Here is a 24,636-nt window from a genome sequence, read left to right as displayed (position 1 = left end):
CACTCACTTGCCGCCTTCCTGCAACTCGAATTATTTAGGGTCTAGAATTTTTACTGTGCTAGCTGTTTTTACTGCGCTAAAAGTTCTTTGTTAAGCATCGCGCCGACGGTGTATTTCGGGTCGACCATGTTGCCCAGCCGCACTTTGCCGCATTGGCTCAGTAACATGTAGGCATCCCACTGTTCGAAGCCAAAATCGGCCACCAGCCAGTAAATCAGGTCGCGATAAGCAATACGGGTGGCATCCTCTAACGGGCGCGCACTGCCGATACTCATGATGGTTTCGGCGTTCTCCATTCGTGGCCAGGAGAGTTGCCAGTTCTTAATCAAATCCACTTTGATGGTGGTGATTGAGGCGAACTCCACCGCGGTGCCGCAAATCTCCCCATCCCCCTGACAGGCATGAGCATCACCAATAAACAGGCGTCCTCCGGGGGCGCGCACCGGCAGATAAGTAATGCTCCCCGGCCCGATATCCGGGACATCCATATTCCCGCCGTGATTATCCGGCGTGAGTGAATTGATTGAGTCAATTTCTGGCGACACACTTAGGGTGCCAATGTGGGGTTTATAGGGCAGGGTATGGCGCTCGCTCCAGTAGACCTTTTCGCTATCGAGCTTAATCATGCGCACTTTTTCTGGTAGTGGGTCATTGAGCATGGCGGTTAGATCTGTTCCGGTCAGCCCGCCAAAATGGGGGATCATCGCACAGATGCCGTGCGGGTTAACGCCACGCGGCAACATGGATTCGATATAAACTGCGATCACATCCCCTTTCTCGGCACCATTGACCATGATCGGGCCATTTTGTGGGTTGAGAAAGGGCATTTTGAGCAGTTGGCTCGGAATATCTTGCTCTGAGCTAATGGCACCTTCAAAGGCATCGCGGGTATCGACAATCACCCGATCACCGGGTTCAATGGTCAGCACCGGTGTTGAGTAGGGGCCGATAGTATAGTGAAACTCTTTTTGCATCTCTTCGGTCAGATGATGGGTCACCGGTTTACGTCCAGCACCGACACCGCGTTTGACCATGATTGATTCTTCCAGCCATTTCATTAGCAATTCTCCACGTAATATACTCGTCATACTTCAAGCTGCATGTGCGCTGGCTGCCATCACTCACCCAATATATTGATTTATCTAAACTAATTGGGTTGGTTTCGTTGCCACTTTCCTGAAGCTCGAACTATTTAGGGTATAGCGGCATCCGGTTACAAAGCCAGATGACGGCGCATTAAAAGATCATCAGAAAGTTGTTGTTGGGTCAGGTTTTCTACTATTTGGCCTTTGTCCATCACTGCGCACCGTTGTGCGGCCCGCTGGATCATTGCGATATCCTGTTCAACCAGAATCACTGCCACATGCAGTTCGCGGGCAATGCGCACCAGAGTATCGGCAATGATATTGACGATAGAGGGCTGAACACCTTCCGAGGGTTCATCCAACAGTAATACTTTGGGTGAGCCGACCAAGGCTCTGGCGATAGCCAATTGTTGTTGCTCGCCGCCACTCATGGTGCCGGCTTTTTGTTTGAGTCTTTGGCGCAAGATGGGGAAGTAATCCAGCACCCGCTCCAGCAAGTCTTTAGCAAACTCACGGTGTTCTCGTACAAACTGCATGCCGACTTGCAGGTTCTCCGCCACCGTCAGACCAGCAAACACTTCACGTCCTTGCGGGACGTAACCAATCCCCAAGCGGGCACGGCGCTGCGGTGAGGCTAGGGTGATGTCAGTCTCGCCCAACAAAATGCTGCCTTGTTTCGTCGGTACCGCACCAATTAAAGTGCGCATCAGTGTGGTTTTCCCCACCCCATTGCGGCCAATCAAACCTAAGACTTCTGCGGCGTGCAGTTGCAGTGTTACGCCATTAAGCACTTGCCCACCGCCATAACCGCCGGTCAGCCCCTCTATTTGCAACACCACGTTATTCATACCGCTTTCCCCAAATAGATATCCGCCACATCCTCACGGGCCAGCACGTCGGCGGCATTGCCGTCAGCAAAAACCTGCCCGCCATGGAGGACCGTGACTTGTGAGGCAATCTGGCGCACGAATGTCATGTCGTGTTCCACGACCATCAGCGTCAGACCATCACTCTGCATCTGCTTAATCAGCTCACCAGTGAGATAGGTTTCATCAATAGATAAGCCTGCCACTGGCTCATCAAGCATTAGCAACGTCGGTTGCAGCGACACGGCCATCGCAATTTCCAGCCACTGTTTTTTGCCGTGAGACAAGTTACCGGCCAACTGATGGTATTCAGAGCTGAGCTTAAAGCGCTCGAGTAGCTCATCGACACTGACCGCTTGTGAGCGAACCTCTGGGCGTAAGTGGCTGAGTGATAATTGCAAATGTTGCTCAACGGTCAATTCAGGGAAAATACCGGGGATCTGAAACTTAATGCTCATGCCCATCCTGATGCGCTGGAAGGGGGCTAAAGTATTCAGCCGACGATTGAAGAAACGGATATCCCCATCACTTGGCGTATGTTCACCAGTCAGTAATTTGAAAAAGGTACTTTTACCGGCGCCATTCGGGCCAATGACACAGCGCACTTCACCGCGACGTATTTGCAAATCGACCTTATTGATAACCTGAATGCCACCGAAGCGCTTACTCAGCCCACGGGTTTCGAGGATCAGATCCTGTGATGCCTGATTCATAGCGATTCCCCTTTCTTCTGACGTGCGGCAGATAAGCGGGTGATTTTTTCTGCCAGCCAAGGTAATAGACCATTAGGGGCGGCCAGCACGACAAACAGCAGAATGGCCCCCAGCAGGATCATGGCGTATTCGCTGCCATAGATAGCCAACCATTGGGATAACCACACCAGCAGGGCTGTGATGACCACCGTGCCGAAAATGTTTTTACGCCCAGCGGTCGCTACCCAGATAACCGGCATCGCGGCGGCAGTTAGCCCCATGGAAGAGGGGGTAATGTAAGAACCCCACAGGGTATAAAGTGCGCCGGATAACCCGGAGAGCACGCCACCCAGCACGAACACCAGTAATTGGTAGCGGCGGATATCAATACCGAGCATTTCTGCCCGACGTGGGTTCTCACGAATAGAGGCCAGTGTCAGGCCAAAATCGGAGCGCAATAAGCGCCGAACAGCCCAATAAACCCCCGCGAGCAGCACGATAATCAGGTAGTAGAACGCATTGCCTTCCAGTGTCAGTAATTCGCCGCCAAACCACGGTAGGGAGAGTGGCGGCATACCTGACATACCATTAAACCCATTCAGTCGCGCGCTGCCGATAGCCCATTGCGGGCCTGCGGTCTGGGACATAAAGGTTTCCAATACCAGCGTGAAAGAGAGCGTCACAATGCCGATAAAAATACCGGTCACCCCGCCGTAAAACATCAGATAGCCCAGTGCCGCCGCCACGGTGGCAGCCACTAGCAGTGCCATGACCAGCCCCGACCAGGTGGAGAGTACCCCATCGCCAAAATTCAGCGTCATCACGCCATAGGTGTAACCGGCAAGGCCAAAGAAGGCGGTCTGCCCGAAAGATAAAATGCCGCCATGCCCCCACATTGCGGCCAATCCGATGGCACAGAAGGTCCAGAGTAGGAAGTAGGAGAAGTCGCCTATCATGGCGCTATCGACCACTAACGGCAGCGCGAGTGCGCCGGCCAGAATTAACATTGCCGCCAGCCGAGTGGTGGAGGGCGTGCGTTGCTTCACCGTCGATAAATTAACAGAGGTCATTGTCACATTAGGCTCCTAGCGGTTACGGGTAAACAGGCTGCCAATACCGTTAGGCAGTAAGCGGATAACCAAGACAGCGGTGACCAGTAAGCCAATTTGCCCCGCCAGTTGCCCATACCAGGAGTTCAGCCCGGTTTGTATCGCACCTAAGGCAATCGCTGCAGGAATGGTGCCAACAAGTACATTGGCGCCACCGACCACTACCGAAACAAAGGCTTGAACAATAAAGCTGCTGCCCATGGTGGGTACGGCGGTTAGCGTCGGGGCATAAATGGCCCCTGCGAGCCCCGCCAGCCCTGCGCCCAGCGCGAATGTCAGGGTATAAATACGATCAGTTTCTAACCCCAGGCAGGAGGCCATGCGGGCGTTTTGAATGGTAGCTCTGGCACAGACGCCGTAATTGGTGTGGAAGAACAGCCAATAGAGCACCATTAATATGGCAATGGCGAAAAAGGGCAGTAATGCGCGGTAAGTGGCAAACGAGTATTCGCCAAGGGTGAAAGAGCCGAAAGGCGTAGACAATCCCTCCAGTGATGGACCGGCGATCAGCAACATACTTTGCTGCACAATCAGGCTGATAGCCCACGTCGCCACCACCGAATCATACAAACGGCCATAGAGATGGCGCACCACAAGGCGCTCGACCACCCCGCCGAAGAACGCCGCCGCTAAGGTACCGGCGAGCATGGCAAAAGGCAGTGGCAAGCCTGCTTTGTTCATCAGGATGGTGACATAAGCACCACACATAATGAATTCGCCATGTGCCAGATTTATCACGCCCATCATGCCAAAAATAACCGCCAGCCCTAGTGCTGCCAGCACCAGATAGGCGAAGTTATCGCCAAACTGATAAATCACCGAATAGAGAAAGGATAGCGTTAACATCGTTTGGCAATCCCTGGTGTCCTGATTGACACTATTGAAAATGGATAACACAGGGAAGCCCGCTCAAGCGGCGACTTCCCTATAAAATAGCCCGTTCAAACTGCTGACAAAGTCAAATGAAGGGGAAACGTGCCGCTGGGATCGCTCTTAGTTTCAAATACAAGTGCGTAAGCCACCGGAGCGCCCCGAGGTGTGGTCCCCCCTTCACTCACCAAGCTATCAATAGCTTTGTCATTAGCGTGGTTTAGGCCTTTTTCGGCGGAGATGATGGTGTGTATTGGCTGTTATCCGGTTTCACCGGCAAGTTACAACCGGCCTCACCCAACCAATACGGTTTGATATCGGCCCACACTTTCGGGATCTCGATTGAGTGGTCATCTTTGACATGAGCCAGATAGATGGTGTGGCTCAAATGATGGCTTTTCGGATCGATACAGACTTTTCCTGAAGGGCCATCAGTACAGATATCACCACTTTCCAGTGATTTACGCACCGCGTCCATATCGGTGCTGCCCGCTTTTTCTACCGCCGCTTTGTACAGATAAACTGCGTCGTAGGCATTGGCCGCTTCCTGATTGATGTACGGTTCATTCGGGAATTTGGCGTGAAAACGCTGTTTGAAATCATTACTGGCGGGGCTATCCACCTCTTCAATGTAGTTAGCCGTGATATACATATCTTTCAGTGCCGGGGCTTTAAAGCGTTTGTGCTCATAAGCTTGGCCGACGTTAACTGAACTCCCCATCGGCAAGTTCAATTTTGCTGCGGCTTGTTGCTCGTAATAAGAAGATTGGTTCGCTCCGACCAGCAAAGTCATCACGAAATCAGGTTTGGCTTTCTGGATGTTCTGAATGGTTTGACCAAATTGCGAAACACTCAGCGGAATAAACTCCTCACCCACCATGGTGCCGCCATTCTCTTCCACAATTTTGCGTACCCATTCAGCTGAGATTTGCCCGAAGTTATAGTCGGCAGCAATGGTGTAAACTTTTTTGCCGTACTTCTCCATCATCCATGGGATCAGGGTTGAGAACTGCTGTTCAGGCACGGCGCCGGTGACGAAAACATTGGAGTCACACACGCCGCCTTCATACTGATTGTTATACCAGTAGAGCTGCTTTTCACGGTCCATTATCGGGCGGATAGCTTCGCGTGAGGCACTGGAAAACGCCCCGAATATCACATCTACTTTGTCATTTTTAATTAAGCGGCGAGCCATTTGTTGAAAGCGGGTGTTATCGGATTGCGTATCGTATTTGACCAACTCGATTGGGCGTCCGAGTATGCCGCCTTTGGCATTGATTTCTTCTACTGCCAGTTCTGTAGCATGAATTTTGGGAATAACCGGCAAAGCAAAGTTACCGGAAGCATCTTCCAATAAACCAATTTTCACCGGTTTTTCTGCCGCGATCGTCATACCTGAGTAGGTCACGGCAAATGCAGTTGCCAGCGCGATTGAGAGCGCAGCGTAATGACATTTTATTCTTGACCGTTTTATTCTGGACATAAGTACCCCTGATATTGGTTAAAAAAGTGGGTCTGAAAAAAAGCCAAAAAAAAAGCCCGGCAAAGTCAGATGACATTGCGAGGGCTCTATTGCCATAACCACAAGCCGACAACGTTGGCGTTCTTGCGGAGAAGTCAGGGTCACTATAAAAAGTAATCAGAGTTATTGTCAACGAAGAATTTCCAATAAAAATCAAATAGTAAAATTGAAATTCGTTGCACTAAATCAGGGCTTTACGTTGCACGTAAATGGTTCATTCGTTTGGGGCTGGTGGGGGGCGCTAACTGTGGATGATGAAAAGCAAAATGGCGAGATTATCCATGTAGAGCATAGTGAAGAGAATGGCGGAGGTTAATAAATTGCACCAGTGGGGTGCTTAAAAACTATTCGAAATTTTATCTGCTTTTTATCTGTAAATTTTTTATTTGTAAACTTTTTATTTGTAATAAATCCAACCCCGGCGAAACCACCGAGGTTGGATTTTAATGTTAACCGCAGCGGTTACATCTTGATGCCTGGATCTGTTGGAAGAAATCATTACCTTTATCATCTACCAAGATAAAGGCTGGGAAGTCTTCCACTTCAATTTTCCAGATGGCTTCCATACCCAGTTCAGGATATTCCACACACTCCAGACTCTTAATGCTGTTTTGTGCCAATACTGCGGCTGGGCCGCCAATGCTGCCCAAATAGAAGCCGCCGTGTTTGTGACAGGCATCGGTCACTTGCTGGCTACGGTTGCCTTTTGCCAGCATGATCATGCTGCCGCCGTGGGATTGCAGGAGGTCCACGTAGGAATCCATGCGGCCCGCGGTGGTTGGCCCGAGGGAGCCTGATGCATAACCTTCTGGCGTTTTGGCCGGCCCGGCGTAGTAGATCGGATGATCTTTAATGTATTGCGGCAAACCTTCACCGTTATCCAACCGTTCTTTTAATTTTGCATGGGCAATATCACGGCCAACAATAATCGTCCCACTCAGTGACAGGCGGGTTGATACCGGATACTGAGACAGCTCTTTTAAGATATCGGCCATTGGGCGGTTAAGGTCGATTTTAACCACTTTGCCTTCGGTGCTCTGGCGCAAATGCTCAGGAATATATTTCCCTGGGTTTTGCTCTAGCCTTTCCAGCCAAATCCCTTTGCGGTTAATCTTGCCTTTAATATTACGGTCGGCAGAGCAGGAGACCCCCATCCCGACAGGGCAGGATGCACCATGACGTGGCAAACGCACCACCCGCACATCATGAGCAAAGTATTTGCCGCCGAACTGCGCGCCTAAACCTAAGTCCTGTGCCGCTTCCAGTAGCTCTTGTTCCAGCGCGGTATCACGGAAAGCTTGCCCGTGCTCATTCCCTTCAGTCGGCAGACCATCATAATATTTGGTTGAGGCTAATTTGACGGTCTTGAGGGTACTTTCAGCCGACGTCCCACCAATCACAAAGGCGATATGGTATGGCGGGCAGGCCGCGGTACCCAAGGTGCGCATTTTCTCGACCAGATACTCTTTCAGCTTGCCCGGAGACAGCAGCGCCTTGGTTTCCTGATACAGATAGGTCTTGTTGGCTGAGCCACCACCTTTGGTGACGAACAGGAATTTGTAGTCCTCGCCTTCAGTGCTGTACAGGTCAATTTGTGCTGGCAGGTTGGTGCCGGTGTTCACTTCTTGGTACATATCCAGCGCCGCGTTTTGCGAGTAGCGCAGGTTATCTTCAATAAAGGTGTTATACACGCCGCGTGACAGGGCTTCTGCGTCATTGCCACCGGTCCAAACACGTTGGCCTTTTTTGCCGACGATAATTGCGGTGCCGGTATCCTGACAGGTCGGTAAAATCCCTTTGGCGGAAATTTCCGAATTACGCAGGAATTGCAGAGCAACATATTTGTCATTTTCGCTCGCTTCTGGGTCATCCAAAATAGCGGCAACTTGCTTTTGGTGAGCGGGGCGTAGCAGGAATGAGGCGTCGTGGAAAGCGTGTTGGGCGAGGAGGGTCAGGGCTTCTGGCTCGACTTTTAGCATGTCGTGGCCTTCAAACTGGGTAACCGAGACGTGATTATTACTGACAAGGTAATACTCAGTATCATCTTCCTTTAACGGGAAGGGATCCTGATAGTGGAACGGTTTGTTTGACATATTTTTCTCACATTCAACATCAGTTAGCGAAAGCGTTCGATAACAGAAACAATCGTTAGTAATCGATAGAAGAACCAAGCCGATATTTTTTAGTATGACTTTAACAAGAATTTTACTATAGATTGTCAGTGCGAGGCGACGGCTCCACCCTCTTTATAAAGGGTGGATCTCATTTTCCGCACTTATCGGTGGTTCTGGCAGGATGATGGTGGGACACTATTATATCCTTCATACTTGAAACTGCCGGAGTGTTAGCTACGTTCACTCACCCGAATCACTGACTTATGTCAGCTCATCGGGATTCGCTTTCTTGCTGCCTACCTGTAACTCCAATTATTTTGGCTATAACTTGATGATGTTATTGTGTTTTTCACTAAATTCTGCCTGTGATGCAACTACATGACTCTGCTTAACGCCTCGGCAATGCACTTAAACTTGTCAAAACGCGCTCTCAATATCTGGTGTTTTTCAGCATTGGGTAGCAGGCGAGTGATAGGCGGCGGGCTGGCAGTGATGGCGTCCTCAAAACCGCGATAATAGCCGCTTCCCACTGCCGCACACAGGGCCGCAGCCCGGCAACCGGATTGCTGAATATCGACAATTTCTAATGGCAAATTACTGGCATCACAAAACATTTGCATCCAGATGGCCGAGTGAGTGGGGCCGCCGCTGAAACGGATGCAGTCGGTGTTATCGCCCAGCGCCAGAATCTGGTCCTGATGCAACAGATGCGAAAAAACAATCCCCTGATAAATCGCGTAAACAATATCCTGGCGAGTATGGTGCCCGCTCAGCCCTAACAGACCGCCGCTAAGATTGGCACTGTAATTGGAGCCGTATAGCCACGGGAAAAACAGCAAATCTTCCGACTTCGCATAACCCAACTCAGCCCATTGATTGAGTGTTTGATAGCTGTCGGGCAAATCTGGTAGGAATTGCTGTACAAACCACGCCAGATTACTGGCGGAGGTTGGGCTGCCTTCGTGAACAAAGTAGGTACCGGGGATGCAATATTTCCCCCACACATAAGGGTAGTCAGATGGCTGTACGCCTTCGAATACCCGGGTAGCTATTGACCAGGTTCCTGCCACAGCACTGAGCTGGTGGCTATCATGCAAGCCGGAGGTTAACGCCGCACCGACTACATCAAACATACCACCGTATACCGCAATACCGGGTCTTAAGCCACAGGCCTGTGCCGCCTGTTGACTGACATAGCCTGCCAGATCCGCAGAGCCAATAATCGGTGCGGTTTTCTCGGCGACTTCCTCAATGGCGAATATCTTCATCAGTTGCGGATCAAAATTGCCGCTGTATTGGTTATAAAGATTACTGCCAGAGATATTAGTCTCTTCAATGGTGAACTCGCCTGTCAGGCGATAGCGGATATAGTCATGTGCCATTAACACATAACCGCTGCGGTGATAGTTTTCCGGTTCGTTCTCTTTAAGCCAACGCAGTAGGGCTGCCGGATGGGATGGCCACAGTTGTTGTAGGCTGAGTGCATAAGCTTGGTTTGCTTTGCCTTCTTTTTGCCAGCGGCTAACCAAAGTTTGCGCGCGGGAATCGGAAGAAACAATGCCATGGCGCACCGGTTGGCCCTGTTTATCTACCAAATACAATCCTTTACCGTGAGCAGAGAAGCTGATGCCGTGAATTTGCTCGGCCGCCACACCAGCCACCGCCTGCGCATTATTGAGGGTCTGGCGGATAACCTGGCAAGTCGCCGCCCATAGTGCTTCCATATTGCGCTCACAAAACCCTACCTGTGGGCTAAGCACCGGCAAAGCCTGCTCTGTAACCGCAATTTCGCACCCTTCGGCGGTATAAATCCCGGCCTTGGTTACCGTGCCGCCAAGGTCAATGCCGAGAAAATAGTGGCTCATTATGGCTCCTTAGCATGCAGCCGGTAAGGTATCGTTACCCCAACCAGCCAGCCGCATTTTGTCTTCAATCCAGTGGCGGGCATGGATGATGTCTAGCAACGGTTCGGCTGATTTCTCGGTCCACATTTCAATCAGAAAGGTGCCGCGATAGTTCAGACGCCGCAGGGTTTTAAACAGACTAACAAAGTCGACACAGCCTTCACCGAAGGGCACATCACGAAACTGACCAGGGCAATCTGTGGTGACGGCAAAAGTATCTTTCAGATGGATAGCCGCAATTCGGTCAATGCCACTTGCCAGTTCAGTATCCACTTCATTGCCCCAGGCGGTGAGGTTGCCAATGTCGGGATACACGGTAAACCACGGCGAGCCAATTTTGCGGTCCAACGCCTTCCACTTGCTGATGGAATTCATAAACTGTGTGTCCATGATCTCTACCGCACACATCACTTGTGCCGCCGCTGCCTGCTGTGCTGCCCATGCCATACCTTGTTCAAAACGGCGGATGGTTTCGCTGTCTTGTGGCTCGTAATAAACGTCATAACCCGCCAGTTGAATGGTGCGAATACCCAGATCTTGCGCCAGCCGGATGGCTTGCAACATGATAGTGTGTGCTTGCTCACGGGTGGCAGCATCACGGCTGCCAAAGGGATAGCGGCGATGTGCCGACAGGCACAGTGTTGGAATTCTCACCCCGGTTTGCTGGATAGCGCTAATAACTGCCATGCGCTCCTCGCGGCTCCAATTTAACCGGGCCAGCCGCTCGTCGCTTTCATCAACCGACATCTCGACAAAGTCGAAACCGCAGGACTTTGCTACCGCCAGCTTTTCAACCCAACTGGTGCCCACAGGCAGTGCTTTTTCATAGATTCCTAATGGGTGAATTCGCATTATTCTGTTTTCCCTATGGCCATCTTACTGAAATTTTTCAATCGGTTATTTTTCATGGCACGTTTGGCTTTCCATTTCTCTTTGAAGAACTTAAAGGCCAGCGCGAAGATAAGCGTGATCCCCCAAACCGCCAGATTGAAGTGCAGGCTGACACCCAGTAGGCTCAGGCCGGTGGCGATGACCTGCAATACCAGTAGCGCACAAAACACATGGCTAACTTTCCCTACTCCGCCGAACGGATTGGTCCCACCCAGCACGATAGCCAACACGGTCAGTAACAGATAAGAGTCGCCATATCCCATGCGTGCTGAGTTAAAACGCGACATCATAATCAGGCCGGCTAACACACATAACAGGCTGGAGATGGAGTAGATAGCAATCATCACGCGGTCAGTACGGATACCACTGAACCAGGTGGCGTTGATATTACTGCCGCACATATAGATAGTTTTACCTAGCCGTGTTTTACCTAATATCAGTGCCAACAGCAGTGAGGCGACGACAAAAATAATCATCGGGATAGGGATGCCCATCACCACCTCTGATCCCATGCTGCGCACAATGGGCGGCATACCACTGAGTGCGGCCCCTTTGGTCAGATAAACACCGATCCCGCTAATAATGGTCATGCTGCCCAATGTCACCAGAATCGGGTGCGCGCCGATGCGAGCGATCATCAGCCCGGTTAGCGTGCCGATAATGACGGCAATCAGCGCCGCCCCCAACAGGGCAATCACCAGCCACATCAATTGTGTCGCGGTGCTGGCATCCGCCGGAACATATTGAATAAGCAACCAGGCCATAAACAGGCCGGTGAGGTTAGCTGTGCCGATGATGGACAGATTTAGCCCGCCGCTGAGCATCGGCACAAACATGGCAAAGGTCAGCAGCCCTAACTCCGGCAATTGGAAAGCGATGCTCAAAAAGGTGTTCGTGGTAAAGAAGTGACCGGGCATAGCCAGACTGAAAGCCAGTGTTGCCAGACAGCAAATACTCAGTAAACCGGAGATGGTGCCGTCGATATGGAAAAACGTGTTCTTTTTCATAAAAAGCCCCTGTCAGACAAAGCCAACATCAGTTTCTTTGCGTTTCTTGTAATGGGTGACGCAAATGGCGGCGACGATCACCACGCCAATCACAATGTTGACGAAGTAACTGGAAACGCCGATCAGGTTGAGGCCATTTTTCAGAATACCAATGAGGAAGACGCCCATCAGTGTGCCAACCACCGAGCCGCGCCCACCAGACAAACTGGCACCCCCTAACACGGCTGCGGCCAGAACATCCAACTCGCCGCCCACCAGTGCACTTGGTACCACCTCACTCATTCGGTAGGTCTGCAACATGCCACCGATTGCTGCCGTTGCCCCTAAATAGCCATAGGCGAACAGATAAAGCAGTGACACGCGAATACCGATACGGCGCGCGGATTCAGGGCTACCGCCGACGGCATATAATTGACGACCAATATGAGTTTTATTCAGTAGCAGCCAGGTGAGTAGGGCAATAGCGAGCATAATGACCAGCGGCAAGCCAATTTGGTAACTCTCGCCATCAACGCTAAAGGGCAGAATGGATCGCTGGGTTATCCACCAGTCCGGCAAGTCATAAATACTGTGGCCGTTGGTTATCCACATCAGGATGCCAAACAGTACCGATTGCATACTGATGGTGATAATGATGGAAACGATATTTAGATAGTAAATCAGTATCGCATTAACGAAACCGAGCAACACGCCGATGGAGATAGCGATAACCAGGCACAATAGCGGGCTGGCAATCACGTCATTGAGTAGCAGTGATGCCACCACGTATTGCACCACCGAGGCCACGGCAGCAAAGGAAATATCGATACCGCCGGTCACCAGTACTACAAAAAGCCCGAGGGCAAAGACGCCGGTGACGGCATAGCTTTCCGTCAGATCCAGCAGGTTTTGAATGGACAGAAACTCACTGCTAAGCAGGGAGAACAGGGCCAGCATAATGACGATAACCCAGGCTAGCCACCCTTCAACGGATTGCGGTTTGAGTCTGCTGATATTAGGCATTGATGGCCTCCGCAAGCTGTTGCTCAGTCATTTGATTCGGGATCAATTCATTGACGATGCGCCCCTGTTTCATATGCAGGATGCGATCACAGTTGTAATAGGCTTCTGGCACTTCGTCGGAGATAAGCAGTACCGAAATACCGACACCTGATAGGCGGTGAATTAGCTTGTAAATACTGTCTTTCGCACCGATATCGACGCCCACGGTAGGGGAGTCAAGAATCAGTACTTTCGGTTTGGTCAGAATCCATTTGGCCAGCACCACTTTTTGCTGATTACCGCCGGATAATGTTGACAGTGGGTTATCGGGGTTGGTGACTTTAATGTCTAAATCTTTTACCCATTCCTGCACCAGCGCCGCTTTTTTCGTTTCATCAAGTAGGTAGAGCGGGGTGCGAATACGTTGCAATATTGACAGCATCATGTTGTCGGCGACCGATTGCGGTAGCACGGCGCCGAGTGTCAGGCGGTCTTCAGAGACGTAACCAATCCCCAGCTCGATGGCGCGGGTATTATCTTTGATGTGAACCGGTTTGCCATCAATAGCAATCTCGCCGCTATCAGGGTGGGTGATGCCAAATAGACTCAACGCCAGTTCTGTGCGCCCGGCCCCGAGCAAGCCACAAAGCCCTAGCACCTCACCGCGATGCAGACTAAAGGAAATATTCTCAAACTGCCCTTTGCGGCTGAGCTTATCTAACTGCAATACCACTTTGCCCAGTTCGGCATTCGGTAATTTCTGCTCATGGGTAATGGTTAAACCGGTCATCAGCTCGGTAATCCGCCCCACGGAAAGAGTGCTTGCCGGCCAGGTTCCCACTTTCTCGCCATCACGAATGACGGTAATTCGGTCCGAAATCTCTTTCACTTCATCCAACCGGTGGCTGACAAACACCACGGTGATGTTCTTGTCGCGCAGGTAATTCACCGTGCGCAGCAACTGATTCACTTCTGTTCGGGTGAGAGACGCAGTTGGCTCATCCATAATCACCAAACGGGCATCAGCAACCAATGCGCGACAAATAGCAACCTGCTGACGTTGAGCAATAGGTAAGTTTTGTACCAGCGCATCGGGGTCGATGGTAAAGGCCAATTCTTGTAAAACCTGGCAAGCTTTCTGTTTGAGTTTGGTTTTGCTAAACCAACCGAAGTAACCTTTCAGGTTGTATTCGAAAGCAATGTTTTCCGCCACCGTCAGGTTAGGGAACAGCGACAAGTCTTGATAGATAACCTGCACCCCCAAATCGCGAGCGCGATCAGGGGTTAAACGCGGGTACGATTTATCGTCGATAATAATTTCACTACCGTCATCAGGGGCATACACACCACTGATGGTTTTTATCAGCGTACTTTTGCCACAGCCATTGGCCCCAGCTAAACAGTGCACTTCACCTTTATTCAACGTCAGAGTGATATTTTTGAGTGCCTGATGTCCGCCAAAGCTTTTTGATAGCTCTTTTAGCGTGATAAGCGGCACTCCTTTATCAGCATCAGAAATATTAGTCATAGTGCTGTTCCCCGGAAAACGGCCTCAATGCTGCGGGCCGAAATAAGCACCGAGCAGTGCCCGGCGCTGTTTTTTAGTTTGGATTGTGTTTACAGACCAAGTTTGACCAGACGCTTGGTGTTTTCTACATCCAGTTTTTCCGGGTTATCACTGAGGATGGTATTCCCCTTGGTTTTGATTTCACCCATATCGCCCAGTTTGACGCCGTCTTTAATTGGCTCGCCGTTCATCATGGCGGTGGCTACCTGCACGAATACCTTACCGGCCACCATTGGATTGGAAATATAACCGCCATCAATCGCACCTTTCTCTAACAGCTTGATACCTTGACCCGGAGTAAAGGTACCGAATACGCAGGTGGTGTCGTTTTTCTTACGTTTATCAATCGCGCGGCCAGCGCCAATCGGACCTTGTGAACCGAAGGACATAATACCTTTTAGATCTTTATGTTTAGAGAGCAAGTCATTGGCGGTACGCATGGAGTCATCCACCGACTCAGCAACGCCGAAACGGTCTTCAACCAGGAGCATTTTTGGATAATGTGCTTTTTGATAAGCAATCGCGGCATCGGCCCACTCATTCACCAGTGGCACAGTCAAACTACCGACAAACATGGCATATTTGCCTTCCTCACCCATGCATTGCGCCATATCTTTCATATGGTTAGCGCCCATGCTTTGGGTGTCTAATAGCTCAAAGTCCCAGTCGGCATTGATTTGGCCTGGTGATTCGTGAGTAATGACTTTAATGCCTGCTTCCTGCGCCCGTTTCAGTACTGGCTCCAGCACTTTGGCATCATTTGGCACCACACCAATCACATCGACTTTTTTGGCAATCAAGTCTTCAATAGCACGAACTTGCTCGGCGGGGTCTGCGGTGGTTGGCCCGACTTGCCAGGCATTGACGCCGAGAGCCTGACCTTCTGCTTTAATACCCTGTTCCATCACATTGAACCAAGGAATACCCCCCACTTTAACCACTACCCCCATAGTGAATGGTTTATTGGCTTTTTGTGGCACTTTACTGTCATCCGCCCAAGCGGCATGGGAAGCAATTAATGTGGTTATTAAGCAGGGTAAGATTAACTTTTTCATTATTAAATCCTCTGAAAGAACAATTTTAGAAAGCATCAAGACGTCCTGCTTTGTATATATAAAGAGAGAAAACAAAGCAGCTTGGCTTATTCTTATTGTGTGACTGTTTCACTGGTGTTGACGCTATTATTCCGATGAATAATTTTGTTATTTATCTGATTCAATAATATTTAATTTTGGATTGTCACTGCGATAGTTTTGCGAACTTAATCTATTAGTAATAAGAATATCGACTTCATCTAACATGCATATTTTACAAAATGCATACTGGTCAAATTTACTAGAGTCGGCCAATAATATTTTTTGGCCCGAGACTTGTAACATAACTTGTTTTAACTTGGCGTTAATGTCGTTGCCATCACGCACCCCACTTTCCTGATTAATCCCTTGGCAAGAGAAGAAAAAAGTATTGATCTGGAAATTGCGGATAGCATTCTCCGCCACCGGACCATGGAAGTCATCATGGCGGGCAGAATACTCACCGCCAATACCAATGATGCGCACTTTGTCACGGCAGGCCAGTGCCTGGATAATCTTCACTGAGTTGGTGACGACGGTAATCTCAATGTCTGGGATTTGGCGTGCCAGAAACCAGCAAGAGCTACTGTTATCCAGTAAAATACAGTCGCCCGGATGGATAAATTGTAATGCTGCTTTAGCAATTTTCATTTTAGTATCAGGGTGTTCCTCCGTACGTTTACGGAAGGATTCGGCCCGATCAATAGCATTAAGGCTGTAGTGGGTCTCTTTAATATCAATGACGGAGAGATCAGGGCCATCCAGTGCCACCGCGCCACCAAAGCTACGGATCAGTTTTTGCTTTTTTTCCAGCACCGTCAGGTCACGGCGAATAGTTTCTTGCGAAACCTGGCATAATACCGATAACTCAGTTACCAGCGCCGAGCCTTGCTGCTGCACATGGCTACAGATGATTTTATAGCGTTCGGCTTGTAACATATTTACCTCAAAAATTGTCTTAGCGCTTAATGCTAAAAAGCACCCGTAGCACTCATGCTGCTATACCTGAAGTTGTTGGTATTGCAGGTAGCACGTCTGCGGCTTCAAATACGATGATGATATATTGGTATTTATCTGCTGTTTATACAGTGACTGAATTCAAGTATTGCTTTAAGGGGTGTTTTCCTCTGAGATTGTGTGGTGAGAATCACATATATTAATATGTTATTCATTTAATTATCATAAATAATGTGATTCATGCCTCATGTTAAGGGCTTCTTTGCCTTACGAATGGTCAATACTGGTAATAAAAACACACATTCGGGCATGACAATAATGCCCGTTTGTGACCGAATTCAACCGATTCTTTTTGTTTGATGATTAACTCGCCTTTCATCCTCTTTAATTTAGCGATAAATAGAGTTAGGTTAGTTTGCAGCTAGATATTATTTTTGGGGATAGATAAAGCCTGGGCTGAAGAATAGATTTTGAATGACGGATTTAAGTTGGTTATTTTTAATTAACAGTTTTCTTATTTATTAAGCTCATTACCAATGATGGCTATTTATAGCGAGTTGCTTGTTTAATCACGGCCATTAAATAATCTAACGACATCATGTGCGTTATTGGTGATTGTTAATTGCCGTACTGAATATTATTTCATGAGGTAGCATCATGTTAGAACAGTTAAAACAACAGGTTTTTGACGCTAATTTAGCATTACCAAAATATAAACTCGTGACTTTTACCTGGGGTAATGTCAGCGGTATTGATCGTGAGCTCGGGTTGGTGGTAATTAAGCCCTCTGGTGTTGAATACGAGGCCATGAGTGTGAATGACATGGTGGTGGTGGATTTGGCAAGCGGTAAGGTGGTGGAGGGAAATAAAAAACCGTCTTCCGATACCGATACCCATCTGGTGCTATACCGGGCCTTTCCCGAAATAGGTGGTATTGTCCACACCCATTCTCGCCATGCCACCATTTGGGCGCAGGCGGGTAAGTCGCTCTCAGCATTAGGCACCACTCATGCTGATTATTTCTATGGCCCCATCCCATGCACCCGCCTTATGACTGATGCCGAAATTGCTGGCGACTATGAGTATGAAACCGGCAATGTCATTGTCGAAACCTTTGCCCATCAGGCGTTAAGTGCGGGGGAAATACCGGCGGTTTTGGTCAATGGTCATGGCCCGTTTGCCTGGGGTAGCAATGCGGCCAGTGCGGTGCATAACGCGGTAGTGCTGGAAGAAATTGCTTATATGAACCTGTTTACTCATCAACTTCGGCCTGCGGTGGCTAATATGCAGCAAACATTGTTGGATAAACACTATCTGCGCAAGCATGGCGCAAAAGCCTATTACGGTCAGTAAGGTGAATGGCAGCTTAGTGGCGTAGAGCAAGTCTGCGCCATCAGTTACTCTGCATCGACATTGGAGATGACCTGTTCTACATCATCCAGCGTCCCGATTTTTACCTCTCCCGTTCGGCACATTTTACTTTTGTCGATCAGTAAGATGGATTGCGTGGCCCGTTTTAACAGCATGGTCTTGAATTCGGCATTAAACGGGTTTGAATCCCATAAGGTGCCGTCGGCATCAATACCTTCGCACGAGAAAATAAACAGATCAATTTCGATGGTTTTTAGCAGTGAAAAGAGTGCGGGATTAACGTAGCAGGCATATTTACGTTGTAAGCGACCACCGGCACTGATCAACTCAATATTTTGGTGTTTCACCAATTCCTGGCAAATCCGTACACTATTGGTAAACACCGTTATATCGATATCGGGCAGCTTTTTGGCTAAATACCAGCAGGTGGAACTGGCATCCAATGCGATCACCATGCCACTGTCAATCAGTGACAGGGCATGGTCGGCAATGCTGGCTTTGCTGGATAGGTGACTTTTTAGCCGGGTGGTGAAAGGATCGCCGCTGTCTTTGGTGGCACGCTTAATGCTTTTGGCGCGCCCGTGCTGGCGGATGATCAGCCCTTGCGCCTGTAACTCGTTCAAGTCACGGCGAATGGTCTCTTGGCTGACCTCAAGTAACTGAGCCAGATCTGCGGTTGTCAGCGTTTCATGCTGTTTGATATGTTGCAGGATTTTCTGGTGACGAGATGCTTTCATGATCCTCTCCGTCAGCAAAGCCATGTATACATTGATTGATATTAATATATTGGTTAATACCAACACATCGGTTAATACCAACAAAGAGTACATGGCTAAAGGGATGAGGTTACGTGATCACGGGTTTAAAAAACAGGCGTCACCCCCTTCTTTAATAGAATATTACCGTATTTGGCGGTCTCTCCGGTGATGACGATGGCATAGGCTTGCTGAGCGCGCTGATAAAACGCAAAACGATCAATACGTTCCACTGGCAACGCTTCCTGGCTACCAAACAGGGCATGTAAATAGCGTTTTTCAACCGCGGCATCAAGGGTGTCGCCTGCCACCGCGGCCATCATTACCAATGGTGGTGCGTAGCTGTCCAGTTCAAATAACGGAATAGTGGCCGCTAGCAATGCGCTAACAGATAAACCATCGGCATGAATCACCAACGGGCCACCGTTTTTTCCAATCGCGTGCGCTGGGAAATGGGCATCCGAAAAGATTATTTCATCACCGTGCCCCATCTCTGCCAGCGTTTTTAGCAGTTGTGGTGACAGTAATGGCGAAATGGTTTTAAGCATGAATGGCTCCTTCAGTAATGGGATATGGGCTGTCGCTCAGTGCCTGATAAAGCGGTTGTTGCTCGCCTGGCTGATAGTATTGATAGCGGTAATTGACCTGCTCCCGCGCTTGTTCAGCACTGCGGTAATAGCCAGTGCCACTCCAGACAAACAACGCCGCCCCCAGAACCGTGGTTTCAGCTTCATCAATTACTTTGATGGGCAGATTGAGCACATCGGCTTTGATCTGGTTCCACAAGGTATTACGGCTACCACCACCAACCAGCAGCAGTTCGCGGGTACGGAATTCACCAATCTCTTCGAGTAATGACAGATTGCTTTTTAACTGCCAGGTAAGGCTTTCCAACGCAGAACGGTAAAAATGCCCGCGCCGCGCCGCCAGCGAGACCCCTTGCCAGCCGCCCGATTGATGATGCTGAGCACTGCCCAGTAGGTTGCAATTCATACGTATGCCGTTTGCCCCAGGTACGATAGCCTCAGCTTCACTAATCATTTGCTGGTAGACCTCGGCACTGGCTTCGTTATGCCAATACAACTGCCGCACCCATTCCAGTACCCCTGAAGCTAGCCATTGCAAACCTGGGTTAAACAACCTTGGGCAGCTATCAAGTTCACAAGTGGAACCGGCAAATTGTGGCAATAGTGTCGTATTCACTTTTGGGGTCCGAACCATCAGGATTTCCCAGGTACCGGATGACAGTACCGGTTGATCCAAATCAGCACCCGAACCAAATAGTGCAAACTGAGTATCGTGACCGGCTGATATCACCGGCAAACCCGCGGGTAACCCTAACTCAGCGGCGATATCTGGCAGTAGCTGACCAATGATTTCACCGGCGGCCACCATCGGTGGGAATAAATCAGCGTGAATACCGATCTTTTGTAAAATCGTGCTGCTGAATTGCTCACGTTTGACATCCAACAGTTGGCTGGTGCCAGCCATGGTGCGGTCGGTGGTAAATTCCCCGGTGAGGCGATGGTTGATTAAAGATGAAATAAACAGCCAGGCATGGGCTTGTTCAACTAAATCGGGTCGATTTTCCTGTAGCCAAATCAACTTGTATAAGGTGTTAAAACTGAACTGACCGATACCGGATATTTGTTGTAACTTTTCTGCAGACATATAGCGGGAGATACTCTCCATCACCGCCACGGTACGTGGGCATTTCCAACTGATAATGGGGTACAGCATTTTGCCGTTGGCATCCACCAATGCACCGTCTACGCCGAAGGTAGTAACAGTCATGCCATGGATCTTATCCTGATGAATCTGTGGCAGTAATTGGCGGCAACACTGAGCGAAACTGTGCAAGATGCCATCGAGCGGCCACAACTGCCATTGCGGATTAGCCGGATCGGGTTGGCTGTGGTTCGGCATCACAGCTTTCGCCACCACCACACCTTGAGGATCGACTGCGATCGCCCGGATATTAGTTGCGCCGCAATCTAAAACAATGACCACATCGCGCTTCATAAATGCTCCTGTTACTGCTGTTAGGCAGAAAATGTCTTGCCACGGGGGCGGATAACGCGGAACGAAGGGAATATGGGGCGTCGAGGCGGTAACGACATGAGCCGCTAAATCCTCGGGGCACGATAAACCCTTCGTTCACCTTGCTGACAGCAAGGGTTGTTTTATGACTCAGGTAAGGAGTGCTCCACACCTGAGACCCTGCTCAAACATCACATTATCTTTTGTATAGTGGGCCGTAATTTTGGCAGGCACGGTAATCCTGCCCTTCGATATCCATACCGTGCGCGCCCCACGCAGTTGGCCGGTAAACACTCTCTTCTTCGACGTTATGCATGCATACCGGGATGCGTAACATCGAGGCGAGTGTAATCAGGTCCGCCCCGACATGGCCGATGGTCAGCACGCCATGGTTAGCTCCCCAGTTCGCCATTACCGAATAAACATCGCTGAATGGCCCTTTGCCGGTCAGGCGTGGAGCAAACCAGGTGGTTGGCCAACTTGAATCGGTTCGCTTGTCCAGGGTGTCGTGAACGGATTTCGGTAATTCGACACTCCAGCCCTCGGCAATTTGCAAGACCGGCCCGACGCCTTTAATCAGATTGATACGGCTCATGGTGAATGGCACCCCACCACGGGTCAGGAAACGCGAAGAGAAGCCACCGCCACGGAAGTATTCATGGATAGCAGGGCACCATTCGGTTGCCGCCAGACAAGCATCGGCTTCTTGCTGGCTCACTTGCCAGTGCGGTTTGATGGTCGGTTTACCTTGCGCATCGTTTTGGCGGCAAGTGCCGTCCAACGCGGCAGAGCCGGAGTTAATCAGATGGATAATGCCGTGTTCGGCAACCCCCTCCAGTTGGTGGCCGGTAACCCGCTGTACCGCTTCCGGTGACCAGTAGGTACGGACATCCGCAAAGATCTGCGCGGTGCCGGTCAGGGTATGGCCAAATAGCATCGCCACGCCGTTCAAACTGTCGTTTTCGGTGGCGACAACCATCGGTTCGCGCACGCCGTTCCAGTCGAACGAACTATTCAGCAAGGCTTCAGCGGTATCGCCATTTGGATATTGATCGGTCCAGTGGCGCTGACCCTGGAAACCGGCAGCAATAGCGTTATAGCCTAAGGCTTCTTCACCAAAACCTTTCGTTGCCAGTGTTGGATTACCTTGCATCATGTCGCGGATACATAACGCCATTTGCAGGCTTTCACGCAGTACCGCGCGGCTGCTTTCCGGTGAACGGCGGTATTGTTCTGCGTTTTTATCCGGTCCGTATTTGAAGTTTTTATCTGCCCATGACAACGCCAGTTCTAGCTCTTGCTCGTCATAGATTTTTTGATCAATGCGGCGGCGCAACTCTGTCATATCGACCGCTTGCACTTTCATTCCTAACCAGGATTCAAAGAAGTTATGGTCAACAATGGAGCCGGCAATCCCCATGGATACCCCACCGAGAGAGAGGTAACTTTTGCCCTTTAAGCTGGCAACGGCTAAACCTGCGCGAGTAAAGCGCAGCAGTTTTTCCTGCACATCGGCAGGGATGCGGGTGTCATTAGCATCCTGCACGTCATGGCCGTAAATGGAGAAGGCTGGCAATCCTTTTTGATTGTGCGCCGCCAGTGCTGCTGCCAGATAGACCGCGCCAGGGCGTTCGGTACCATTAAAGCCCCAAATAGCTTTCGGGCGGAACGGGTCCATATCAATGGTTTCGCTGCCGTAGCACCAACAAGGTGTCACCGTGATGGTTAGGCCAATATTCTGTGCGCTGAATTTATCGTCACAGGCGGCGGATTCTGCCATTCCGGCAATGCAGGTATCAGCAATGACACATTCAACGGGCGTGCCGCAAGGATGGTGTACCACCTCTTGCAGAAACTCTGCGGTGGCACGGGCCATTTTCATGGTTTGCTCTTCCAACGATTCACGCACACCCATTCTGCGTCCATCAATGACTGGGCGAATGCCAATTTTAGGTAATTGAATTGTCTTTTTCATTATTAGTCCTTGTGTTCAGTAGCAAAAATTTAATGTTAATTTGTCCGTTACCCGTATTATTAATTAACAGGAACTGTTTTGTACTTGGCGAAAATAAATATAATGGCAAAACATAAAGCAGGAATAATTTCAGCCGTAGGTATATTCCCTGCCGCATCGCTAACTAATCCCATGATCGGGGTGACGATACCACCACCGACAATGGTCATAACAATAATAGATGCGCCATATTTAGTGTCTTGATTTAGATTCTTAATGCCTAATGAGAATATGGTTGGGTATTGGATTGACATAAACATACTGCACAGGGTAAGTGCTAATAATCCAATGTGTCCGCCGAAGGCCGCAGAGATAATACATAACAACATAGAGATAAATGCATAAGCCGCTAAAACTTTCTCTGGTGCGAAACGAGTAATTAACCAGGTGCCACTGAATCGACCGATAAAGAAACATACCATAGTGGCCGTTAAATAATTAGCCGCATATCCCGGTGTGATATTCGGTAACTCTTCAATGGCATAACGAATTAAATAGCTCCAACATGCGGTTTGTGCGCCGACATAACAGAACTGTGCTAATACCGCCCAGCGCCAATGTGTTATCTTTAATAACCGTGGTAGTGATGCAAAGAAAGAACCGTTATGCGAATCATCCGATTCACTTTTTATTGCCGGGAAACGAGTGATTAAAATTAATAGCGCAACAAAAATAACGACCGCAACAATAATCAGATAGGGTAATTGAACAGCTTTTACTAAACTATGATGATAGCTATTCAAATCCTCAGCAGACAATTTATCCAGCACTTCCTGTGTTTGGTGGGGCACATTGGAGAGTATTAAACTTTGGCCGAACACTACCGCAATAATGGCCCCGAAAGAGTTAAAGGTCTGTGCCAAGTTAATACGGAAGTGACCGGTTTTTTCTGGCCCCAATACAGTGACAAAAGGATTGGCAGCCGTTTCAAGGCAACCTAAACCGGCAGCGATAATAAATAATCCGATTAAAAACAAGGTGTAATTCATCGTTTCGGCCGCAGGCCAGAACAATGCCGCCCCGAAGGCATAGAACAGTAATCCAGTAATAATCCCCGCCTTATAGCTAAACCTTTTCATCAATATCCCGGCAGGTATTGGGATTAAGAAGTAGCCAAAATAGAAGGAGGATTGAATCAGCCCTGCTTGAAAGTTGGTCAGGGTGAAAGCCTGTTGAAATTGAGGTAATAAAATATCATTTAGGTTGTTTGCTACTGCCCAAAGGAAGAACAGTGAACACAGTAATGCGAAAGGAATCAGATACCTTTTTTTATTTTCTGCCTCGTCACTTACCGAGGCGGAAATTTTAGTGCTATCTGTTTGTATTAAAATATTTCCCATGATGCCCTCGTCAGATACTTCACTAGTCCGAAAGTTTGTAATGTTCGACGGAATTATTTTTGTTTAATGAGTGATACTTTCTCTGGCGAGCCACAACTGCCTGAGTGACAAATTTAAATATCCTCATTGCGATAAGTCCCGTTCTTTATAAGGTAAAAATCGCTAAAAAGTATGAGCTGAATCACATTGGTAACTCAATGCTGATATTTTGTGATGATAGTCACTTTAAATAAAAACATTTCATGACCGTTTGAAATGAATTGTGTTTCAAACACACATAGGTAATGACCGATTTTTCTATTTCTGTCACAAACGGTCAGTTGTCGAGAAATATCCCGGCATTTAATCATTCAGCGTCACTTGACCGTTTGCCCATATTGTTTTTTCAAACGGACATTTAATGAAAATAAATAAGATCTAAATTACGATGAAGTCATGAATAGTCATGACATGGCTCACATTTTGGTGTGCTTTATTT

20 protein-coding genes are annotated in these 24,636 nt (G+C 49.1%); 1 reads left to right on the top strand and 19 read right to left on the bottom strand.

The genetic code is table 11. The features are described from left to right. Window positions 1-68: 68 nt before the first annotated feature. The 14 genes from V2A84_RS14675 to V2A84_RS14610 all read right to left on the bottom strand — a co-directional run bounded on the left by V2A84_RS14675 (window position 69) and on the right by V2A84_RS14610 (window position 16,620). A complete protein-coding gene (locus V2A84_RS14675) occupies window positions 69-1,058 on the bottom strand; it encodes an acetamidase/formamidase family protein (protein ID WP_004389165.1) in 990 nt (329 codons plus the stop codon). A gap of 155 nt (window positions 1,059-1,213) precedes the next feature. Further along, window positions 1,214-1,933, bottom strand: coding sequence for an ABC transporter ATP-binding protein (locus V2A84_RS14670; RefSeq protein WP_083160315.1), 720 nt, complete (start codon window positions 1,931-1,933; stop codon window positions 1,214-1,216). Next, entirely contained in the window at window positions 1,930-2,664 is a 735-nt protein-coding gene (locus V2A84_RS14665) for an ABC transporter ATP-binding protein (protein ID WP_083160313.1), read from the bottom strand. The genes V2A84_RS14670 and V2A84_RS14665 overlap by 4 nt, the downstream gene beginning before the upstream one ends. Next, window positions 2,661-3,719 (bottom strand): ABC transporter permease subunit, encoded by a 1,059-nt coding sequence (locus V2A84_RS14660; protein ID WP_083160311.1) that lies wholly within the window; start codon window positions 3,717-3,719, stop codon window positions 2,661-2,663. Before V2A84_RS14660 ends, V2A84_RS14665 begins: the two co-directional genes overlap by 4 nt. Window positions 3,720-3,728: 9 nt before the next feature. Then, on the bottom strand, window positions 3,729-4,598 hold the full coding sequence (locus tag V2A84_RS14655) for an ABC transporter permease subunit (RefSeq protein ID WP_005181910.1): 870 nt from the start codon (window positions 4,596-4,598) through the stop codon (window positions 3,729-3,731). A 244-nt stretch (window positions 4,599-4,842) separates the two neighbouring features. Further along, window positions 4,843-6,009: an urea ABC transporter substrate-binding protein gene (locus tag V2A84_RS14650; RefSeq protein WP_019080392.1), complete on the bottom strand. Its 1,167-nt coding sequence runs from the start codon at window positions 6,007-6,009 to the stop codon at window positions 4,843-4,845. A 584-nt stretch (window positions 6,010-6,593) separates the two neighbouring features. Beyond that, window positions 6,594-8,237, bottom strand: a complete 1,644-nt coding sequence (gene fumA / locus V2A84_RS14645; protein ID WP_083160309.1) for a class I fumarate hydratase FumA — start codon at window positions 8,235-8,237, stop codon at window positions 6,594-6,596. 395 nt (window positions 8,238-8,632) lie between these two features. Beyond that, the gene (locus V2A84_RS14640) at window positions 8,633-10,123 is read right to left on the bottom strand and encodes an FGGY-family carbohydrate kinase (protein ID WP_372568721.1); all 1,491 of its coding nucleotides are present in this window, start codon (window positions 10,121-10,123) and stop codon (window positions 8,633-8,635) included. A gap of 9 nt (window positions 10,124-10,132) precedes the next feature. Beyond that, the gene (locus V2A84_RS14635) at window positions 10,133-11,014 is read right to left on the bottom strand and encodes an L-ribulose-5-phosphate 3-epimerase (protein ID WP_083160305.1); all 882 of its coding nucleotides are present in this window, start codon (window positions 11,012-11,014) and stop codon (window positions 10,133-10,135) included. Then, window positions 11,014-12,060, bottom strand: a complete 1,047-nt coding sequence (locus V2A84_RS14630) for an ABC transporter permease (protein ID WP_083160303.1) — start codon at window positions 12,058-12,060, stop codon at window positions 11,014-11,016. The genes V2A84_RS14635 and V2A84_RS14630 overlap by 1 nt, the downstream gene beginning before the upstream one ends. A 12-nt stretch (window positions 12,061-12,072) precedes the next feature. Continuing rightward, window positions 12,073-13,062: an ABC transporter permease gene (locus V2A84_RS14625; RefSeq protein ID WP_083160301.1), complete on the bottom strand. Its 990-nt coding sequence runs from the start codon at window positions 13,060-13,062 to the stop codon at window positions 12,073-12,075. Then, entirely contained in the window at window positions 13,055-14,569 is a 1,515-nt protein-coding gene (locus tag V2A84_RS14620; protein WP_083160299.1) for a sugar ABC transporter ATP-binding protein, read from the bottom strand. Before V2A84_RS14620 ends, V2A84_RS14625 begins: the two co-directional genes overlap by 8 nt. Before the next feature lie 89 nt (window positions 14,570-14,658). Next, window positions 14,659-15,663: a substrate-binding domain-containing protein gene (locus V2A84_RS14615; RefSeq protein ID WP_083160297.1), complete on the bottom strand. Its 1,005-nt coding sequence runs from the start codon at window positions 15,661-15,663 to the stop codon at window positions 14,659-14,661. A gap of 147 nt (window positions 15,664-15,810) precedes the next feature. Next, window positions 15,811-16,620, bottom strand: a complete 810-nt coding sequence (locus V2A84_RS14610) for a DeoR/GlpR family DNA-binding transcription regulator (protein ID WP_005181936.1) — start codon at window positions 16,618-16,620, stop codon at window positions 15,811-15,813. Between the two features lie 675 nt (window positions 16,621-17,295). Here V2A84_RS14610 and V2A84_RS14605 point away from each other — a divergent pair. Continuing rightward, window positions 17,296-17,991 carry an L-ribulose-5-phosphate 4-epimerase gene (locus V2A84_RS14605; RefSeq protein WP_083160295.1) on the top strand — a complete coding sequence of 232 codons (696 nt, stop codon included), beginning with the start codon at window positions 17,296-17,298 and terminating at the stop codon, window positions 17,989-17,991. Between the two features lie 44 nt (window positions 17,992-18,035). Here the strand turns inward: V2A84_RS14605 and fucR are convergent, their stop codons facing one another. From fucR to fucP, 5 genes are all read right to left on the bottom strand, one after another. Beyond that, a complete protein-coding gene (gene fucR / locus V2A84_RS14600; RefSeq protein WP_372558101.1) occupies window positions 18,036-18,770 on the bottom strand; it encodes an L-fucose operon activator in 735 nt (244 codons plus the stop codon). 101 nt (window positions 18,771-18,871) lie between these two features. Beyond that, a complete protein-coding gene (gene fucU, locus V2A84_RS14595) occupies window positions 18,872-19,312 on the bottom strand; it encodes an L-fucose mutarotase (protein WP_083160291.1) in 441 nt (146 codons plus the stop codon). After that, a complete protein-coding gene (gene fucK / locus V2A84_RS14590) occupies window positions 19,305-20,786 on the bottom strand; it encodes an L-fuculokinase (RefSeq protein WP_083160289.1) in 1,482 nt (493 codons plus the stop codon). The genes fucU and fucK overlap by 8 nt, the downstream gene beginning before the upstream one ends. A 214-nt stretch (window positions 20,787-21,000) precedes the next feature. After that, entirely contained in the window at window positions 21,001-22,779 is a 1,779-nt protein-coding gene (gene fucI / locus V2A84_RS14585) for an L-fucose isomerase (protein WP_083160287.1), read from the bottom strand. A 59-nt stretch (window positions 22,780-22,838) separates the two neighbouring features. Then, window positions 22,839-24,158 carry an L-fucose:H+ symporter permease gene (gene fucP, locus V2A84_RS14580; protein ID WP_083160284.1) on the bottom strand — a complete coding sequence of 440 codons (1,320 nt, stop codon included), beginning with the start codon at window positions 24,156-24,158 and terminating at the stop codon, window positions 22,839-22,841. Window positions 24,159-24,636: the final 478 nt, after the last annotated feature.

The organism is Yersinia sp. 2553 StPb PI (assembly GCF_052217105.1).
Taxonomy (GTDB): domain Bacteria; phylum Pseudomonadota; class Gammaproteobacteria; order Enterobacterales; family Enterobacteriaceae; genus Yersinia; species Yersinia enterocolitica_E.
Note: the sequence above shows the minus strand (reverse complement) of the source record. Positions and strands in the feature narration are given on the sequence as shown.

Excerpts from the sequence above, each read along its gene's own strand:
- V2A84_RS14675 (WP_004389165.1), bottom strand. The coding sequence starts at position 1,058 with ATGAAATGGCTGGAAGAATCAATCATGGTCAAACGCGGTGTCGGTGCT.
- V2A84_RS14670 (WP_083160315.1), bottom strand. The coding sequence starts at position 1,933 with ATGAATAACGTGGTGTTGCAAATAGAGGGGCTGACCGGCGGTTATGGC.
- V2A84_RS14665 (WP_083160313.1), bottom strand. The coding sequence starts at position 2,664 with ATGAATCAGGCATCACAGGATCTGATCCTCGAAACCCGTGGGCTGAGT.
- V2A84_RS14655 (WP_005181910.1), bottom strand. The coding sequence starts at position 4,598 with ATGTTAACGCTATCCTTTCTCTATTCGGTGATTTATCAGTTTGGCGAT.
- fumA (WP_083160309.1), bottom strand. The coding sequence starts at position 8,237 with ATGTCAAACAAACCGTTCCACTATCAGGATCCCTTCCCGTTAAAGGAA.
- V2A84_RS14640 (WP_372568721.1), bottom strand. The coding sequence starts at position 10,123 with ATGAGCCACTATTTTCTCGGCATTGACCTTGGCGGCACGGTAACCAAG.
- V2A84_RS14635 (WP_083160305.1), bottom strand. The coding sequence starts at position 11,014 with ATGCGAATTCACCCATTAGGAATCTATGAAAAAGCACTGCCTGTGGGC.
- V2A84_RS14630 (WP_083160303.1), bottom strand. The coding sequence starts at position 12,060 with ATGAAAAAGAACACGTTTTTCCATATCGACGGCACCATCTCCGGTTTA.
- V2A84_RS14625 (WP_083160301.1), bottom strand. The coding sequence starts at position 13,062 with ATGCCTAATATCAGCAGACTCAAACCGCAATCCGTTGAAGGGTGGCTA.
- V2A84_RS14620 (WP_083160299.1), bottom strand. The coding sequence starts at position 14,569 with ATGACTAATATTTCTGATGCTGATAAAGGAGTGCCGCTTATCACGCTA.
- V2A84_RS14615 (WP_083160297.1), bottom strand. The coding sequence starts at position 15,663 with ATGAAAAAGTTAATCTTACCCTGCTTAATAACCACATTAATTGCTTCC.
- V2A84_RS14610 (WP_005181936.1), bottom strand. The coding sequence starts at position 16,620 with ATGTTACAAGCCGAACGCTATAAAATCATCTGTAGCCATGTGCAGCAG.
- V2A84_RS14605 (WP_083160295.1), top strand. The coding sequence starts at position 17,296 with ATGTTAGAACAGTTAAAACAACAGGTTTTTGACGCTAATTTAGCATTA.
- fucR (WP_372558101.1), bottom strand. The coding sequence starts at position 18,770 with ATGGCTTTGCTGACGGAGAGGATCATGAAAGCATCTCGTCACCAGAAA.
- fucU (WP_083160291.1), bottom strand. The coding sequence starts at position 19,312 with ATGCTTAAAACCATTTCGCCATTACTGTCACCACAACTGCTAAAAACG.
- fucK (WP_083160289.1), bottom strand. The coding sequence starts at position 20,786 with ATGAAGCGCGATGTGGTCATTGTTTTAGATTGCGGCGCAACTAATATC.
- fucI (WP_083160287.1), bottom strand. The coding sequence starts at position 22,779 with ATGAAAAAGACAATTCAATTACCTAAAATTGGCATTCGCCCAGTCATT.
- fucP (WP_083160284.1), bottom strand. The coding sequence starts at position 24,158 with ATGGGAAATATTTTAATACAAACAGATAGCACTAAAATTTCCGCCTCG.